Source organism: Vulcanisaeta distributa DSM 14429 (assembly GCF_000148385.1).
Taxonomy (GTDB): domain Archaea; phylum Thermoproteota; class Thermoprotei; order Thermoproteales; family Thermocladiaceae; genus Vulcanisaeta; species Vulcanisaeta distributa.
This window is the reverse complement of record NC_014537.1, coordinates 1,632,894-1,649,064: the sequence shown is the minus strand read 5'-3', so window position 1 is coordinate 1,649,064 and position 16,171 is coordinate 1,632,894. Positions and strand designations below refer to the sequence as shown.

20 protein-coding genes are annotated in these 16,171 nt (G+C 40.9%); 10 read left to right on the top strand and 10 right to left on the bottom strand.

The annotated features are described in order from the left end of the window. Window position 1: 1 nt before the first annotated feature. On the bottom strand, window positions 2-1,180 hold the full coding sequence (locus VDIS_RS08600; RefSeq protein ID WP_013336843.1) for an NAD(P)/FAD-dependent oxidoreductase: 1,179 nt from the start codon (window positions 1,178-1,180) through the stop codon (window positions 2-4). 58 nt (window positions 1,181-1,238) lie between these two features. On the opposite strand from VDIS_RS08600, the gene VDIS_RS08595 reads away from it, so the two are divergent. Further along, window positions 1,239-2,945 (top strand): HD domain-containing protein, encoded by a 1,707-nt coding sequence (locus VDIS_RS08595; RefSeq protein ID WP_013336842.1) that lies wholly within the window; start codon window positions 1,239-1,241, stop codon window positions 2,943-2,945. A gap of 315 nt (window positions 2,946-3,260) precedes the next feature. On the opposite strand, the gene VDIS_RS08585 is transcribed toward VDIS_RS08595, so the two are convergent. Then, window positions 3,261-4,370 carry a M24 family metallopeptidase gene (locus tag VDIS_RS08585; protein WP_013336840.1) on the bottom strand — a complete coding sequence of 370 codons (1,110 nt, stop codon included), beginning with the start codon at window positions 4,368-4,370 and terminating at the stop codon, window positions 3,261-3,263. A gap of 53 nt (window positions 4,371-4,423) precedes the next feature. On the opposite strand from VDIS_RS08585, the gene VDIS_RS08580 reads away from it, so the two are divergent. Together VDIS_RS08580 and VDIS_RS08575 are read left to right on the top strand one after the other, a co-directional pair. After that, window positions 4,424-5,134 carry a hypothetical protein gene (locus VDIS_RS08580; protein WP_013336839.1) on the top strand — a complete coding sequence of 237 codons (711 nt, stop codon included), beginning with the start codon at window positions 4,424-4,426 and terminating at the stop codon, window positions 5,132-5,134. A 98-nt stretch (window positions 5,135-5,232) separates the two neighbouring features. Then, complete coding sequence (locus VDIS_RS08575) at window positions 5,233-5,706, top strand: helix-turn-helix transcriptional regulator (RefSeq protein ID WP_013336838.1); 474 nt, start codon at window positions 5,233-5,235, stop codon at window positions 5,704-5,706. On the opposite strand, the gene VDIS_RS08570 is transcribed toward VDIS_RS08575, so the two are convergent. Genes VDIS_RS08570 through VDIS_RS08555 form a run of 4 tightly spaced genes read right to left on the bottom strand, consistent with a single transcriptional unit; the run spans window position 5,686 to window position 8,029 of the window. Continuing rightward, a complete protein-coding gene (locus tag VDIS_RS08570; RefSeq protein ID WP_013336837.1) occupies window positions 5,686-6,558 on the bottom strand; it encodes a PfkB family carbohydrate kinase in 873 nt (290 codons plus the stop codon). The two genes, VDIS_RS08575 and VDIS_RS08570, sit on opposite strands and share 21 nt — an antisense overlap. Next, on the bottom strand, window positions 6,558-7,289 hold the full coding sequence (locus VDIS_RS08565) for a hypothetical protein (protein WP_013336836.1): 732 nt from the start codon (window positions 7,287-7,289) through the stop codon (window positions 6,558-6,560). The genes VDIS_RS08570 and VDIS_RS08565 overlap by 1 nt, the downstream gene beginning before the upstream one ends. 57 nt (window positions 7,290-7,346) lie before the next feature. Continuing rightward, on the bottom strand, window positions 7,347-7,778 hold the full coding sequence (locus VDIS_RS08560) for a hypothetical protein (protein ID WP_013336835.1): 432 nt from the start codon (window positions 7,776-7,778) through the stop codon (window positions 7,347-7,349). 35 nt (window positions 7,779-7,813) lie between these two features. Beyond that, the gene (locus tag VDIS_RS08555; protein WP_013336834.1) at window positions 7,814-8,029 is read right to left on the bottom strand and encodes a hypothetical protein; all 216 of its coding nucleotides are present in this window, start codon (window positions 8,027-8,029) and stop codon (window positions 7,814-7,816) included. Window positions 8,030-8,134: 105 nt separating this feature from the next. On the opposite strand from VDIS_RS08555, the gene VDIS_RS08550 reads away from it, so the two are divergent. The 4 genes from VDIS_RS08550 (at window position 8,135) to VDIS_RS08535 (ending at window position 10,160) form a co-directional block, all read left to right on the top strand. After that, window positions 8,135-8,350 (top strand): hypothetical protein, encoded by a 216-nt coding sequence (locus tag VDIS_RS08550; RefSeq protein WP_013336833.1) that lies wholly within the window; start codon window positions 8,135-8,137, stop codon window positions 8,348-8,350. A 16-nt stretch (window positions 8,351-8,366) separates the two neighbouring features. Continuing rightward, a complete protein-coding gene (locus VDIS_RS08545) occupies window positions 8,367-8,927 on the top strand; it encodes a hypothetical protein (protein ID WP_013336832.1) in 561 nt (186 codons plus the stop codon). An 80-nt stretch (window positions 8,928-9,007) separates the two neighbouring features. After that, window positions 9,008-9,901: an ATP-grasp domain-containing protein gene (locus VDIS_RS08540; protein ID WP_013336831.1), complete on the top strand. Its 894-nt coding sequence runs from the start codon at window positions 9,008-9,010 to the stop codon at window positions 9,899-9,901. 46 nt (window positions 9,902-9,947) lie between these two features. After that, window positions 9,948-10,160, top strand: a complete 213-nt coding sequence (locus VDIS_RS08535) for a hypothetical protein (RefSeq protein WP_013336830.1) — start codon at window positions 9,948-9,950, stop codon at window positions 10,158-10,160. 12 nt (window positions 10,161-10,172) lie between these two features. On the opposite strand, the gene VDIS_RS08530 is transcribed toward VDIS_RS08535, so the two are convergent. Then, window positions 10,173-10,835: a PRC-barrel domain-containing protein gene (locus tag VDIS_RS08530; protein ID WP_013336829.1), complete on the bottom strand. Its 663-nt coding sequence runs from the start codon at window positions 10,833-10,835 to the stop codon at window positions 10,173-10,175. A 258-nt stretch (window positions 10,836-11,093) separates the two neighbouring features. Here VDIS_RS08530 and VDIS_RS08525 point away from each other — a divergent pair, with 258 nt between their 5' ends. Next, the gene (locus VDIS_RS08525) at window positions 11,094-11,285 is read left to right on the top strand and encodes a chromatin protein Cren7 (protein WP_013336828.1); all 192 of its coding nucleotides are present in this window, start codon (window positions 11,094-11,096) and stop codon (window positions 11,283-11,285) included. A 58-nt stretch (window positions 11,286-11,343) separates the two neighbouring features. Here VDIS_RS08525 and VDIS_RS08520 read toward each other — a convergent pair whose 3' ends face one another. The 3 genes from VDIS_RS08520 to VDIS_RS08510 are packed head-to-tail and all read right to left on the bottom strand — an operon-like array spanning window position 11,344 to window position 13,897. Continuing rightward, window positions 11,344-12,564 (bottom strand): DegT/DnrJ/EryC1/StrS family aminotransferase, encoded by a 1,221-nt coding sequence (locus VDIS_RS08520; RefSeq protein WP_013336827.1) that lies wholly within the window; start codon window positions 12,562-12,564, stop codon window positions 11,344-11,346. Window positions 12,565-12,603: 39 nt separating this feature from the next. Beyond that, a complete protein-coding gene (locus tag VDIS_RS08515; RefSeq protein ID WP_052885811.1) occupies window positions 12,604-13,041 on the bottom strand; it encodes a YkgJ family cysteine cluster protein in 438 nt (145 codons plus the stop codon). Between the two features lies 1 nt (window position 13,042). Further along, entirely contained in the window at window positions 13,043-13,897 is an 855-nt protein-coding gene (locus tag VDIS_RS08510) for an eIF2B alpha/beta/delta subunit family protein (protein WP_013336825.1), read from the bottom strand. A gap of 123 nt (window positions 13,898-14,020) precedes the next feature. Between VDIS_RS08510 and VDIS_RS08505 the strand changes: the two genes are divergently transcribed. Beyond that, complete coding sequence (locus VDIS_RS08505; protein WP_013336824.1) at window positions 14,021-14,860, top strand: ARMT1-like domain-containing protein; 840 nt, start codon at window positions 14,021-14,023, stop codon at window positions 14,858-14,860. A gap of 214 nt (window positions 14,861-15,074) precedes the next feature. Beyond that, entirely contained in the window at window positions 15,075-16,139 is a 1,065-nt protein-coding gene (locus VDIS_RS08500; protein WP_013336822.1) for an FAD-dependent oxidoreductase, read from the top strand. The last annotated feature ends 32 nt before the right edge of the window (window positions 16,140-16,171 follow it).

The window sequence follows — 16,171 nt, the reverse complement described above, 5'->3', positions numbered from 1 at the left end:
ACTACTCCATTAATTCCTTAATTAATTTATTAATTGTACCTGGTTCAATTAATGATAACTCATCAATTACTGAGAAGATGGCCCTAATGAATGACCACGGCCTTTTTGAGGCTGCCCTTAATATTGCATCGATATGATTATCGTAATCATCAACATCAACACTAACCTTACTCATTGATTGCATTACATAGCTCAGGCTCCTGTTTATCATCATGTGCAGGATATACGATGCGGAGCTTAATGCCTTCACCTTCCCCTTAATATACTTTCTAAATAAGGTGTCGTAAATAAATAATGCATCATTTATTGATAGGCCCTCCTTTATGGCACTGTTTATGCTCTCGGCAAGTAGTCTTGCACTTAGCATACCCATTATGATTCCACCCCCTGTCATTGGCTTAACGAAACCTCCGGCATCGCCAATAACCGCCGTGTTACCCATAACCACATGACTTGGTGATCCACCAATTATTATCTTACCCCCAAATGGCTTTAATTGCTCCGCCTTTATTATCTTTAATAACTCCGTGAATTTAACCCACACATTTGCATCATCAGCTAACCCAACCCTAAATTCATGAAAGTCCTTTGGAACAATCCAGGCAAAATAATGTTCACTAAGTTTCCTATCAAAAATAACCACAATTTCCTCATCACTCCTAGGCATTAACTCACTTATGCTGAATGACTTAGTATCGGTCTGTACACCGTAAACGTGAACCGGCTTCCACGGAATAATATTCCTCGTTAATGTCATATTAGCGCCCTCAGCAATTACGGCGAGGCTAAATGCCTCCTGTCTTGCCCTGGTCCTTATGAATCCATTACTTAGTTCAACAACTCTCTCGCCAAGCATTAATGTGGCGCTGCCTAAGCCATCGGCGAGGTAATGCTCAAGACCCGGCCTATCAAGCATTGCTATGGCTCTTCTCTTGAAGTCAAAGGTTATGCTATTACCATTTAAGTCCGTTATCCTTACATACCTGTAGGTATTTATGACGGGGGGTGATATACCAAGTGATTTTAAGGAGTCGAGGTTAACGAGTCCCGTACAATGGGGCGGCATTCCGAGCATTTTATCTTCTTCGAATATCGTTACATTCATAACCTTGCTCAACTCACGGGCTAAGTAAAGTCCGCTGGGTCCGGCACCGATGATTACGGCATCACTCTTGCTCATTTTTAATTGTCTGTGGAGGAATTAACAATTTAATATATGTTTTAGTCCCTATTCCTAAATGACACTAAGTTATACTAAGGTTATTGCAGATCCAGCGCTTGGTTGGATTAGGCTAACAAATGAGGAGGCTAGGTTTATTGATTCCTGCAGGTACATACAGAGGCTACGGTATATACATCAGCTTGGCTTAACGTTCATGGTTTATCCATCAGCCCACCATAGTAGGTTTGAGCACTCACTTGGCACTCTTCAGATAGTGACATTAATGCTTGAGCGAATGCTTAGGTCTAATGATGTAAGGGAGTCATTACTTAACCTTGGTAAATCTATGGGCCTTGACACGGAGGATGATATAATAATGCACATGAGAATAGCAGCATTACTTCATGACCTGGGTCACCTACCCTTCTCCCACGTGTTTGAGGGGGTCTTTGGTCAGGGTATTGATCCATTAATCACGAACTGCAGCAGAGGAGTTAATGAGGAGGTTTTGGGTAGGGTCTTTAAAGGTCCCTTTAAGGAGCATGAGTTAATAACGTATTTTATACTTACGAATAATGATGAGTTTAAGGGTGTATTTAAAGAATCGATGCCGGATATTGATTTACGTGTAATAAAGGCGTTACTGCACAGCGACATTGTGATTAAAATCTCGGAATTACTGCCGCAATTCATAGACGTAATTGGTTATGACGACATAGCATTCCTTAAGTCGCTAAGTAATGAGTTAAAGTCGTTCAATATTTTGAGGAATTTGATATCCGGCGACCTTGATGCTGATAGGGTGGAATACGTACTTAGGGATTCCTACCTAACGGGGGCTAGTATTGGTTCTGTAATTAGTATTAGCGATATTGAGAGGATACTTGATAATATGAAGATTGTGAGGAGTAGTAAGGATTACGTGTTGGCATTTGACGAGAAGGCAAGGGCTAACCTGGAAGGCTTCATAATCGCGCGCTTTAATATATATAAGCTCGTTTATCTGCATCATAAGGTCGTACTGTTTAATACATTAGCTAGGAACTTAATGAATGAATTGTTGAGGCATTATGACGAGCTTAATGATGATATTAAGGATTACCTGTGTCAATTATATCGTTTTTCAATTGGTCATTTAAAGGGTTATGATGTCATGTATATAATAGATGATTATCTACTATCAGTATTACTAAGGAATAGGCAATACCTCATAAATAAGATACGTGGCATCTCCAAATTCCTGGATCCCTTAATAACGAGGAGCACGACATTTAAAGCGTTGTGGAAGAGGGATTTTGAGTTCATAAATCTCGTTAATAAACAAGGTGTTGAACTCGCACTGATAAATGACGTGTTCCCATACCTACTCAGTAAGGGCGAGTCTAGGGATGAGGTTCTGCAGGCATTCTATAATGAGTTGAAGAAGGAGCTCAGTGAAGCACCAATTACCTGTTTACGTAACTTAACGAATAATCAATCTATCGAATCATCAGTAATAATAGGGTTTAGGATATTTGAACCTGAGGCGAGACTTAGCATAATTCATGGGGATTCCCTAGTTAGTATCAATGAACTATCACCACTTGCTATATCAGTGGCGGATGCATGGAAAAGGTCTCCGCACGTGTTTGTATTCGTTGACATCGAAGAGCTGGGTAATGCTTGTCAGGGTGTTGATATTAATATTGTCCTGGATTATCTAAGGGGTTTGGTTGTGAAGGCCATGTATAATGCGTTAAGAGGTTTTGGTAATATTATTAGCAAGTATTTCAATAGTTCTTAGATAATGAAGACCCTCATTACTTAATGTTACTTTATCATTGCTGATACTTATCACATCAAGTAAGTGAATAACATCGCCAGGACTAATTGAGTATCCCATACTATTTAAATGCTGCGTTATTTTTGAGATGAGACTAGGAAATTCGTTAATGCTTACACCCCCTAATCTATTGAGCTCCTTAATAACCACTAACTTAAGGATTAATGGGTCTGAAATTTTTCGTGAATTCATCAATGCTAATTATGGTAACTCACTTATTAAGCTAATGAATAAAACATTACCTCTGTGTGAGCTAAAACTTTCGATTTTTATGATTTAAAGTAAATCAACAGGATACCTACTTATTGCCCTCGAACCTGATTCTGTGACCAATATGGTATCCTCAATTCTAACGCCGCCAATGCCTTTAATGTAAACGCCAGGCTCCACTGTTATTACTTCATTTGGTTTCAGCTCCTCATCACTTGAAGGACCTATTGATGGTCTCTCATGAACCTCTATCCCAACCCCATGCCCCGTACTATGTATGTAGTACGAGTCAAAGCCATACTCAGCAAGTACATTCCTCGCTATTGAATCTACATCTCTAGCCTTGACGCCAGGTCTAACGGAATTAGAAGCCTTTCTAAAAGCCTCAAGCACCGCCAGCGCGGCATCTTTTATTTTACCACCTACTGACCCCACGGCAATGGTCCTCGTCATATCTGTGCAGTAAAGGCGGTATCGAGCACCAACATCGATGGTCACAAACTCTCCCCTCCTTATTACCCTATCCGTGAATACGTGGTGTGGATATGCGCCATTTGGTCCTGAGGCAACGATAGGTTTGAACGCCACATCCTCAGCCCCTCTACCAATCATTTTCTGATATAGCATTGCGGCCACATCCCTTTCTCTCTTACCCTCAAGACCACCCTTTAGCACATCGTCAAGGGCCTCCTCAGTTATTCGTGTAGCCTCCTCGATCATCCCTATCTCATACTCATCCTTAATCTCCCTCAATCTCAATATTGATTCATTAATATTCATGATTTTAACACCCACGGAATTAAGCTCCTTAGCTACCGATGAGTCTGGATTATCGATGCCAACAATATTATTAGGCTTAAGTCCGACCTCCCTAAGTAGGTAATCACCGATGCTCTTTGACACGAACAAGCTCTCCCCTGGCATTCTCTGCGGTACTTCAACAGTGGAGTAGCCGATTAGTCTCGTATCACTACCAACAATCTCCTGAACCCTCTGTAGGTCAAGCCTTGGAACTATTAACGTTGTATCCATTGATCTATTAACGACAAACATTAACCCACTATCAATGCCCGTGAAGTACTCAAGGTTTGCTCCATTAACTATGACGATTACGTCCAAACTTAATTCATCAAAAAGATTTAACACCTTACTTATGCGATCCTTAATTATACCCACGACATGATTAGAAGTTAATACATTTTTAAATAGCTTCTCTCTATTCAATATTAATGATTAACTGGAGCGTGGAGGCTGAGGATGCTTTAATGACTACATATGTACATAGATACTCAGTGCTTGGTAAGACCATTGAGACAAGGGTCGTATATGATAAGGCAATTAATAAGTATAAGCTAAGGTTTGTATCAATAAAGCCTGTAAATGAGATTGAAATATCCCTACTCACAATATTAACTCCTCATTTTAAATTCACAATTGACTACGTTCAAGACAGTAAGGTGGCGATGATATACCCAAGCCCTGAGACCGAGTTATATGACGATTTGCAGTCAGTAAGTACCTACGTCGACTCATTAACAACACTAATAATTGAGTTATTAAGTTACTTAAATAACCCCTTATTAAAGACTGAGATTAATTATGAGCTCGCATCAAGGAATTGGATACTCGATTTAAGTGATACCTCAGCGAGTATGTTTAAGGTTTATGATACCAAGGTTGGTGTGATAAGGGTATCTGTGGAGCTTGAGCATCGCCAATTGGAGTTGGGCAAGGTTAAGGTGGATGTGCTTGTCAGGGCCATAACGGCATTAAAGTGCGTGGTTGATTCCTTAGTGAATAAGGGATTTAATGCCCAAATAGTTTATGAGGACTTAGGTATAGCGCATTTAACGGCTGAGTTTCCCAGCCTTGGGATATTAACGTTAATAGCCTCGAAAATTGATGATATGATTAATGAGGTAGAAAGATCGTGCTCTTAAGTGGTCGCATATTTACGTTCTACTTCTTTTGATTACTTATATGATTTATTAAGAGCCAGTGTAATTTATAAATAAGTATGTCATTTACTATGACTTGTATGGTTATGATGAGTATATACAATTATTACCTGGTGGTTTCCGCGGCTCTCATTCAATTTGCAGTATTATCATCATTCATTTATCAAATATTTAAGGAAGCAAGAAAACCAATAGATAAAGATGTGGGGAATGTCAAGGTTAATAAATCATCAACTGTTGTTAATCAACTCGAGTTTGATACTATGAGCAGGAGTAAAGAGGGTGCAGTGGATGTTAATGAGTTAATTGCGAATATTAATGAGGACGAGATAAGGGTTCTATCCTACCTATTAAGCAGGGGCGGCGATGCGTATCAAGCAGAGATCGCGAGAGAATTGGGACTGCCTAAAAGTACTGTTTCCAGGATAATAAGGAGGTTACATGATAGGGGGTTAATAACCGTTAGGAGGGTAGGCAGGTTTAGTTATGTCCAGGTTACGGACATTGATTACGTGAGTGACATAATTAGTAGATTAGGTCCTAATAAGTCGTGAGGATAATTTATTGGCAATCTTGTTCACAATATTATTATTAATGATGCCATAAGGCCCCTCACCCATGGTCTTAGCAACCGCGACAGCGTTTGAGAAGAGGAATGACCACTCGAGGTCCTCACCCCTACTGAGCATGTACGTTAATGAACAGGTTAACACATCACCGGCACCTGTTGGATCTTTCGCATTGACTATGCCGTCCGTGAAAACACGGAGTTTATGACCATTATAAAGTAGTATCGATCCATTGGCACCCATGGTTAGTACCACGACTTTACCTGGGTACTTACTAGCTATGGTCTCGAACTCGCTTATTGGTACGTCATCGACACTAGCCTTAACTATATCCGCATACCCAATTATCTTCGTAATATCATTAATATTAACCTTAGTCTTCACATAATTATTTTCATCAAATACCCTAGTAAATCCCTGTAAATCAACGCCCATGAACCTAACACTCCTTCTAATATACTGTAAAACCTCCAGGCTAACCTCCCTAGCTATTGGGTTTACCGCAACCGTATCAGGTAATTCGTAGAGATCATCAATTGAGAAGTCTCTACACCTGGCCAATAACCTTAACCTTCTCGTTGTGTCGTAATACATTATTTCATAGGACGTACTATCACAATTACTTAATATTTTAATTCTGTCCGTAACTATGCCCCTACTCCTATAATCGGTTAGATAATCATTGAAGTCATTACCGACCAAAGTGATTGGTAGTGGATCAACGCCTATTTGCTTAAGGTAGAACGAGCAGTATGTTGGTGCGCCACCTGGTGACCTCCTAACCGTTGAACCCCTCCTTATTATATCAATGGCTGCATGACCGATTATTCCAAGCATCAGGAATCCTTATTAACAGCAGTTAATAAATTATTAGGGATGAAGACATCGAGCAATAACTTAATAGAATGTCCAATCCTACCAAGTCTAATATCGTTTATAACCCTTGACGACTTTATCAACGACATTATTATGCTCGTGAAGTTGTTAATGCCCTCAATGGTTGATACTAATGATACCCTAACCTCATCACCACTACTCTCCTTCACTATTATCAAACCATCATTACCGTAAATCCTAACCTTACCCCTAACGTACTCCCTATACCCAGGGAACTTAACACTACCATTTACCATAAGCCTTAGGTAGGCTGTGTAAATCATGAAGCTGGACTTTATGTAATTCCTCAGTACTGTATCAACAACACTTAATAACTCATTCATGGCATTCCCATGGAAGCTAACACCTCTAAGAAACTCCTCATTAACGCGGTACCTAATGTACGACGCCTTACCATCCTTAATACTCAACTCATAAAGCGCCAACTCACCCCTTAATAAGGCGTAGACCTCAATACTCGACAAATCACCCCAAATGATGGGCCTAACCGGCTTGCTCTCTATGTATGATCCTTGATATGGAATTAGCATCACATAATTACCGGCCTCGCCGCATGATGGTACGAAATCAATATAATTATCCCTATGCATAATACAGAGTAGTTCATCGTCCAGCCTAAGCGGTAAAATCGGGTGCCTTCTCATGATTAGGAATTTAGGTAGCACAATCATTAGCTGCTACGGTATTTAATAGCCTAAAACTCAATTTCAGGGATATTACTAAAGATATTATTTAACCCTCCTAAGGAAGACAAGCGGCCCGTATCTCTCGAGGACATCAGCTATCAGACCCAGGGCACCCTCATCCCTACCTGAGAACCCCACAATCCTGACATCTTTATCACTAAGCCTAACGTAGTGGTCAAGGTCAAACCTAATAATGACCTCCTTAGGCCCAAAGACCACCTTAAACTTCACCTTATTCTCAACAAGCCTCTTAACAGCTTTTGCCGTAGTCGATATTTGCTTGGGCGTTGGTTTACCCCTCGGACTTCTCTTACGTAGCTCACTAAGTTCCTTCTTCGTCTCCTCATCCTTTATCTTAACAATACCCTTAACCTCATCAATCACTATTGAGTCTCCCTGATAATCGACAACTTCGAAGTTCTCAACATTATTAACAATATTCAACAGTTCATTTAATGATACCTGCTTTGCCATATTTTTACGAAGTAAGGTATTGGGATTTAAATGCATTACGTATTAATAAGAGATAAGAACCTCCTATACTTACTATCGTGTATGACTAAATGCCTAATTGCATCACTAAGACTAAAGAATAATGCACCACACTCCTTACCATCCTTACCCCTATACTTACACTTTATGTGTGGTGCATTACCTTCATACACTATTTCCAAGACAGGTTTTAACTCAGCAGGTATCTCGGGTACTCGTAACTCACCACCCATTAATTTAACGTGGCTTCAGGAATTTTTAGTGTTTTTGTTTGCCATGTTGGTTTTATTGATCCTTAAACATTTATTAATTAGTTATTTATTGATAAGGCGATCTGGATGATACCGCAAAGGGATATTAAGGGTATATTGTCATCAATACCGTATTATAGCTTAAACCCATACGTAAATAAGTGCCCAAGTTGTGGATCTGTGATGGTTATTGATGGTGAGTGGGTTAGGGAGGATAATAGGCATAGGGTTAAGTTAATCGAGAGGTCATTAACATGCCCTAACTGTAAGGTTAGGATAAGGCAGTACATATATTTACAGTGATTAGGGTGCTCAAGCCATGTATTCAGATGAGATACAGAGGTTAATTGATAGGTCATCAATGTTCATGTTCATATCTGTTATTGCCGCATTACTATCGGTTATCATGATAATCATAGCCGCCGACTTCCTATCAAATGAGTTACCACCGTCAATAGCAGTAAAGTACTTCCAAGTGCTCACCTTCCCTGGGCTGAACGCTGTTACGGGGCTTATAGCCACGTCATCGATAATGGCAGTAATTGGGGGCTTCATGATATATATGGCTAGGTCAAGCCTAAACAGGAGAGAATTTCTGGGGTTGCCCTCGATAATCACGACCAGTGTTATCCTAATTTTAATAGCGTTGATATCGGCAATCGGCATATACGTTATTTACCAATATTACGTTGGTTTTTCTGGCATGATGGGTCCACTACTGCCTGGAACATTTTCGTTATTACTATCAATAATACTACTAGTAATAACGCTGGTACTCACCTTGTTAGCTCTAATGATGACTAATGAGTTAAGGAGAAGGTACTCACCACGTAGGGTAAGGAGACGCCAACCCCCACCTCCCCCACCACCTCAGGTTTAACTTAAAATTAAGAACCGATTGTGCTATGTACATATTTTACGTTAAAAGATTTATAAATTAATTTAAATTGGGCACGGTGTATGCCTAATTCAGTCGTTATAATAGGTGATTCGCCAATACCCGACAGACCAAGCAGGGACTTAATCATTTATGCAAGAGATTCTGGTTTAAATGCCATGTATGTGCCGATTTCACGAATATCGGTTAAGGTTGATAAGGATGGGCCGCTCACGGTTATTAGGGATAGGCCGTTTAAGGTTGATGGTGTCTTCCTTAGGAGCCTTGGTGTTCTCATTGATGTTGAGACCTTCTTCAGGAGGACAATAACCATGAGATTAATTGAGGAGAGCGGTACTGTGGTTATTAATCCATTGGATGGATTACTAAGGACTAGGAATAAGCTTGAGACAACCGTAATATTAAAGAGTAAGGGCTTGCCTGTGCCCGACACAATAGGCACCGAGGACATACTATACGCGTACGAGATGGCTAAGAGCATGAAGGATGTGGTGATTAAGCCGTTGCAGGGTTCGAGGGGTTATGGTGCGGTGAAGGTGAGTGATGCTGACATAGCGTTCCAAATAATGAGAACGTTACTCACGTTCAAAAAGCCAATATACCTACAGAAGTACATAGAGAAGCCTAACCGTGATATTAGGGTCATGGTAATCGATGGTGAGGTCTTCGGCTGCATGATTAGGGTCGCCCCATTGGGTCAATGGAAAACCAACGTGGCTCAGGGAGCCGTTGGTAAGCCCTGTACTAACATTGATAAGACAGTGATGGAATTAGCCGTGAAGTCCGTGGAGGCTCTTGACCTTATTTATGGCGGTGTTGACATTGGCGAGGGTAAGGATGGTTACGTAATATTTGAGGTGAACGGATCACCGGATTGGGCTGAGTTAACTGCAGTCACGGGTAGGAATCCCGCTAAGGCCCTTGTCCTCTCTATGATGAGGAGGTTAAAGGCATAATACCATAAGGTTTATTTCTCTTAGGCATGGGTTTACCTAGGGTTTTATGACTAAGTGGTTGATTAAGTGCGATAGGTGCGGTACCGAGTCAGTGTTTAATGCGGGATATGACTTAACAAACCTTGGTAGTAAACTATACCTTTACTGTGAGAAGTGCAAGAGGAATACCGAGCATACAGTACTCGGTTATTATGATGATGACACGAATGAATTTATACCATTCGAGAAGGCATTATCATTTAGGTACAAGTCGTTGTAATAATTTATATCGTTAATAGCACTCCTTCTCCAACTCTATCCTTAACGAGAGTAATTCAGACCTAGTCTTCCTCAATTGATTGAGTAACTCCTCGAGTCCCGTCAATTCATTCTTCTCATCATCCCCTAAATCACCAACAACCTGCTTAATCATTAACTCGCTCTTCCTTCTTTCTGCATCACCGATCTTCTTATCTATTTCAGAAAGCGTATCATTTATCGCACTGATCTTCTCATTGCACTGCCTAATCCACTTAACCCTCTCCTTCTCAAGCCTATCCCTAATATCCCTATATAGGTCTTCCTTGATACCACCCTGAAGGAGTAAATCACTAAGCTTATTCAGCTTGTCCATGATGTCCCTAAGCCTCTCCTTAATACTATCCACTTCATTCCTATACATACTAACAAGGCCCGAATACTCATCATTAAACCTCTGAAACACCACCTTATCCGTTGCAAATACGGCACTGACATCATTAACACTAAACTCCTTAGTACTTCCATCGTTTAATTTAACGGTTATGGAGATTGGCTTCAAATCACTCTTACTTAACTTTATGCTCACTACGGTACCAATTACCTTACCATCATTAGTAACAACAGGCTTACCGACATATCCCCTAAACTTCTTCTCTGTTGACTTCACCGAACTGAAGAATTTAAATACCATCATTAAAACGACCAAGCATTAATATAAATATGTATTACTTGATAAAACATGCGTATTCAAGTAAATAATACGATAAACCCTTGACCTACTAAAATTATCAATTAATCATTGGGAAACGTATACGTTACAAAAATCCACATTACATTAAACATAAGTATAAATTCTTGCTTTTGTTTTTCATCTCTTCCTCATTTTATTCTCACGGCTCTCTCTAAAGCGATATATTTATAAACTAGCACTGCAGAAAAGATAACGACCAATATGGTTACGCTTGAGGATCTGGCTAAGAGGGAGTATGAGGTTGAGGGTAGGAAGTTGAGGCCTACGAAGGTTTGGAAGGTTCAGCCTAAGGGTAGGAAGGGCTTCGTAATGGCGTTGTTCAAGACACCAGACGGAAAAACAGTAAGAAAAGTAATAGCAAAAGTAGACGAACAAGGAAACATAATAACCTAATAAGTCAGCGAGGTAAATTTAAGTTCAAAATTAAATTAAAATCAATTTATTATTTTACTTACCTCCTGTAATGGTTAAGAACCTTCCTTATTGCCTTTGCAGTATCGATCGCGTCCTCAGTGGTGTATAAGGGCCCAATTAAGATTGTCACTACTCGTTCAGCAGCCCATTCAGCATTTGGCAACGGTTTATACATAACTTTCCTTCCGTAGTATGGGCACGTCCATGGGCAACCTTTACCATGACCCATCATGTTTGTTATTATTGGTTCTTTATGAAGGGGTATTGGGTAAGCCACGGTGGCTGCCTCAATACCCTCAGCCCTTAATGCATCAATTACCCTATCCCTACTGACCCTAAGCCTTTCCAGGTTTAGGAGTATTTGGAATAGGTGCCATGCATGCCTAATGTATGGCTTTGGACGTGGGAATTGAATAAGGTCATTCTCAAGGTTCTGCAACTCCTCCATGAGCACCTTAGCAAACATCTCCTTACGCTTAATTATCTCCTCAATCCTCCTCAACTGTGAATAACCAAGTGCGGCCTGGAACTCGGTCATCCTGTAATTATAACCCAACAACTCATAGTAATACTTCCCGGTCTCACCATGACTCCTTAACAACCTAACCCTATTAGCGATCTCGGCATCACTTGTAATAACCGCACCACCCTCACCCGTGGTTATCGTTTTCGTGGGGTAAAAACTTAATGTGCCAACATGACCTATCGAACCAGCCATACGACCCCTATAAACCGCCCCAAGGGCCTGTGCGGTGTCCTCGATTACGTATAGCCCCCTCTCATTAGCTATCTTCATTATTTCATCCATCTCAGCAGGATAACCAGCCAAGTGAACAACGATTATCGCCTTGGTCCTATCGGTTATAGCGTCCTCTATGGATGATGGGTCTATGTTCAGGGTCTCCCTATCAATATCCGCAAATACTGGTATTGCATTCGAATGAAGTATTGTCGTTGCCGATGCGGCGAATGTGAATGGTGTTGTAATAACCTCATCGCCAGGTCCAACGCCAATGGCCTTAAGCGCCACATGTAGCGCGGTTGTGCCATTGGACACCGTTATGGCATACTTAGCGCCTAAGTACTTAGTTAGTTCCTGCTCAAGTAGGGTATTCCATTTACCGCCAATGGCTGATAACTGGCCTGACCTGAGTACGTCAATTACGAGATTTATATCCTCATCGGTTATCCAAGGTCTAAAACGAAGGGGCGTAGATCTAATTGGGCTTCCACCTTCAATTGCAGGTAATTCACTCATTCAATAAGTTCATAGACATGGACCAATTATAAGTATTTACTACCTATGGATCCTAATCCTAACCTTATACAACCGCGACAATGCCTCCTCAAGTGCCTTGGTCTCCCCAGGGAAGTTCTCAAGTCCCAAGTCCTCGCCAGAACTAAGGGCATCATCAACCCACTTACACTCCCTCGATATTAGTACCTCACCGGTATTTGGATTATACAGTAACGGATACATTTTGCAGGCGAGTGGTTTCATAGGATGTATTGTACAAACCCTATTTTCCCTATCGTAAAATGGGCAATAACCCCTTACTAACCACCTATACACTTTAACGCCATTTATGGTTAGTTCACGATATTTAATATCAAAGCCCCTAGACTTGGCTAAAGTCCTTAACCTAACGAGCTCATCCTCAAACAATATAGGGCCCCTCTCCTCATTATCAAAGTAGCAGCACTCATCGCATCGTAGGCATTGAAATAGTCTCATCTCACCCACTTGGATTAAGGACATTATTAATAAGAAGTTCCCTCAGATTCTCGATATTCTCCGGCTTCGGCTTCTTAATAATGTTAAGATCGGTTATTAAGTAATCAATTAATTCGAGGGGCACCTCATCAAATAATGGAACTTGCACGCCCTGATTATCTATGTGAAAATCCACCATGTAAACCTCGCCGACACAGCCACTCACGGCCTTATAAGACTCAGCAATCACTATCGTGTTAACGTCAAATCTATGCGCAACAATGAATAGGGGCTCCGTACCAACCTTATTAAGGAAATAGCCATCACTATACAGCCCATCTGCCCCGGAGATTACGTAATTAACGTTCCTCATAAAATGGGCAATTGCGGAGTCTGGTATTGGAACCACATTACCCACGTAATTTGAGTAATCACTTATCGCCTGGATAACCTCATTGCCAGGCCTTGACTCCATCACGTATAGAACATCAATGCATTTACCCCACCTCGACAGAGCTGCCTTAACCGCTGAGCTATAACTAATGGTTATTGCCTTCGACCCACACATAATGGGGAATCTATCTAACTGCGTAAGCAACCGTTTAGATGCTGAGTCATACCAATCCCTTAACCTATTAATGACATTATTAAGATCTAAACCAATATTTAACGAGCGTTCAATTATATCGGCTAAGTTCATTATTGAGGCCATACCGGGCCTAACACCCCTTAACTCATTAAGTAATGCCTTAATGTCACTGGGTTCAAGCCCTCTTTCAATCGCAATTCTAATTACCTCAATACCCTTCAGGAAATACCAGGAGGCGCCGTGAACCCTATCCTCTCTTAACTCTCTTAATATGTCATCGATACTCATGACCCATCAATAATGGTAATGAGTGAAAATTAAAAACTATGCTTGTTAGGGCACGTGCTTAAACGAAGATATAGAGTAATTATTAAGCAAATTGCTTAATAAGCTACTAATTATCGAGTCTCAATGCTATATATAGAGACTCCAGAGTGCATACTATGTGCCCTGGAGTCCAGGACTCAGGAATTGAAGAAGCTTGGAATTAACGATATAAATGCATACACGCAAATAACGATGCATATATCTAATTTAATACCAAGAGGCAGAACGCCACTCTTCATAGAGTCCTTCGAATTGGTGACAAAGATCCTAAACAATGATGATCCTCATGCCAACGAGAAGAAAGAGCTTGAGGATACGGCATCTCTCATCATAAGTAGGATAATTAATGATGCAGGTAATGATATTACCAGGTATTTTGAAATAGCAGCCGCCGCAAATTCCGTGGATGTGCCAATGAGGGATTATCAATTTGACATTAATGATTTCGTGAATAAGCTCCTCGAGGAGGCGGTTTGGCTCGGCACATCAAGGGAGGAGCTGATAAAACTATTAGGTGGTGTTAAGGACATTGGTTATATCGTCGATAATTCAGGGGAGTTTCAAGTGGATGCATTGTTAATTAGAAAGTTGATTGACTTAGGCCTCCGGGTCACGGTATACGCTAGGGGCTTGCCCTACGAGGTTGATGTCACGGCCAATTATGTGAGTAGAGTATTGGGTGATAGGGTTAGGGTTACGTCCACGGGTAATAGATACCCAGTGTTTTACAATAGGGGTTTATGGCGTGATCTAAGCATGCATGAGTTAATAATTTCTAAGGGTGTTGGTAATTTTGAGGCTTATTTAGAGAGTGGTTTAAGGCTTAAAGTTCTATTCCTATTTAGGGCCAAATGTGGACCAATGATTAGGTTACTACGAGTTCCTAAGAATAGCCCAGTTGTCTATCTAAGGGATGATAAGTAGATTAGCCATAATTAATATATAACTATAGATAATCTATTGTATCTTATTTATTTATAGATTATTCTTTTATAATAATGATCTTTTTAAATATATTTATGGTTCTTAACATTAAGATCTTTATAATTGTTAATTATTTAAAATTATTAGGTCGTAAAATTACGGTTGAATTAAGCATTAGGAAAGGCTTATATAAAGGATTCCCTCGGTTCTTATCGTGAAGTTTGCACTTAAGTGTTCTCCGGGTCAGAAGATTGAAAGACGTAGTGAGAAAGTCGCCATCATTGGTGCTGGGCCTGCGGGCCTTGGTGCCGCTGGTTACTTAATATGCAAGGGCTTTCAGGTTGATGTTTATGATAAGCTGCCTGAACCTGGTGGATTAATGATATTTGGAATACCCGAGTACAGGGTTCCTAAGAAGAATGTTAGGGCTGGTGTTAAGGAATTAATTGAGTTAGGCGTGAACTTCATACTAAGGACTAAGGTAGTTGCTGATGAGGAGGAGCACGTTGATGGAGATGACTTTGTAGAGCATAAAGTCCACCTTGAGGAATTAATTAATAATTATAATGCCGTGTTGATAGCCACGGGTACGTGGAAATCAAGGACCCTCGGTGTGCCAGGCGAAAACTTAAAGGGCGTTTATCTAGCCCTTGATTACCTGTATAGGATATACACGAGTGAGTTAGGGTACTTACCTAAGTCGGTCATTTACCCAACGGGCGAGAAGGTGGCTGTTATCGGTGCAGGTTTGACGGCCGTTGATGCGGCCATAGAGGCGCAGAGACAGGGTGCGAAGGAGGTTTACGTACTCTACAGGAGGACAATAAATGAGGCGCCGGCCGGTAAGATGGAGATACAGGGACTGATAAAGAGGGGCATAAAGTTTGTGGAGCTTGTAGGTATAACCGAAATACTCGGTAAGGATCACGTAGAAGCTGTTAAGCTAATTAAGATGAGACTCGGTAAACCCGATAGAAGTGGTAGACCAGCGCCGGAGCCGATACCAGGTAGTGAGTATACAATGGATATGGACACCGTGATAGCCGCTGTTGGTGAAGTACCGACGCCGCCATTTAAGGATGGTTGCTGCGGCATTAAGTTAACACTGCATGGTACGATAGACATTGACCAAAAACATAGGACAACGAGGAAGGGCGTTTTTGCGGCTGGCGATGTGGCTACGGGACCAAGCCTAATAGGTAAGGCATTGAAGAACGGCATTGACGCCGCGATGGCGATCGAGGAATACTTACTAAAGGGTGGATGGAGGGAGCAGTAAACAGGTTAGTAGTGATGCTTAAATTATCATTA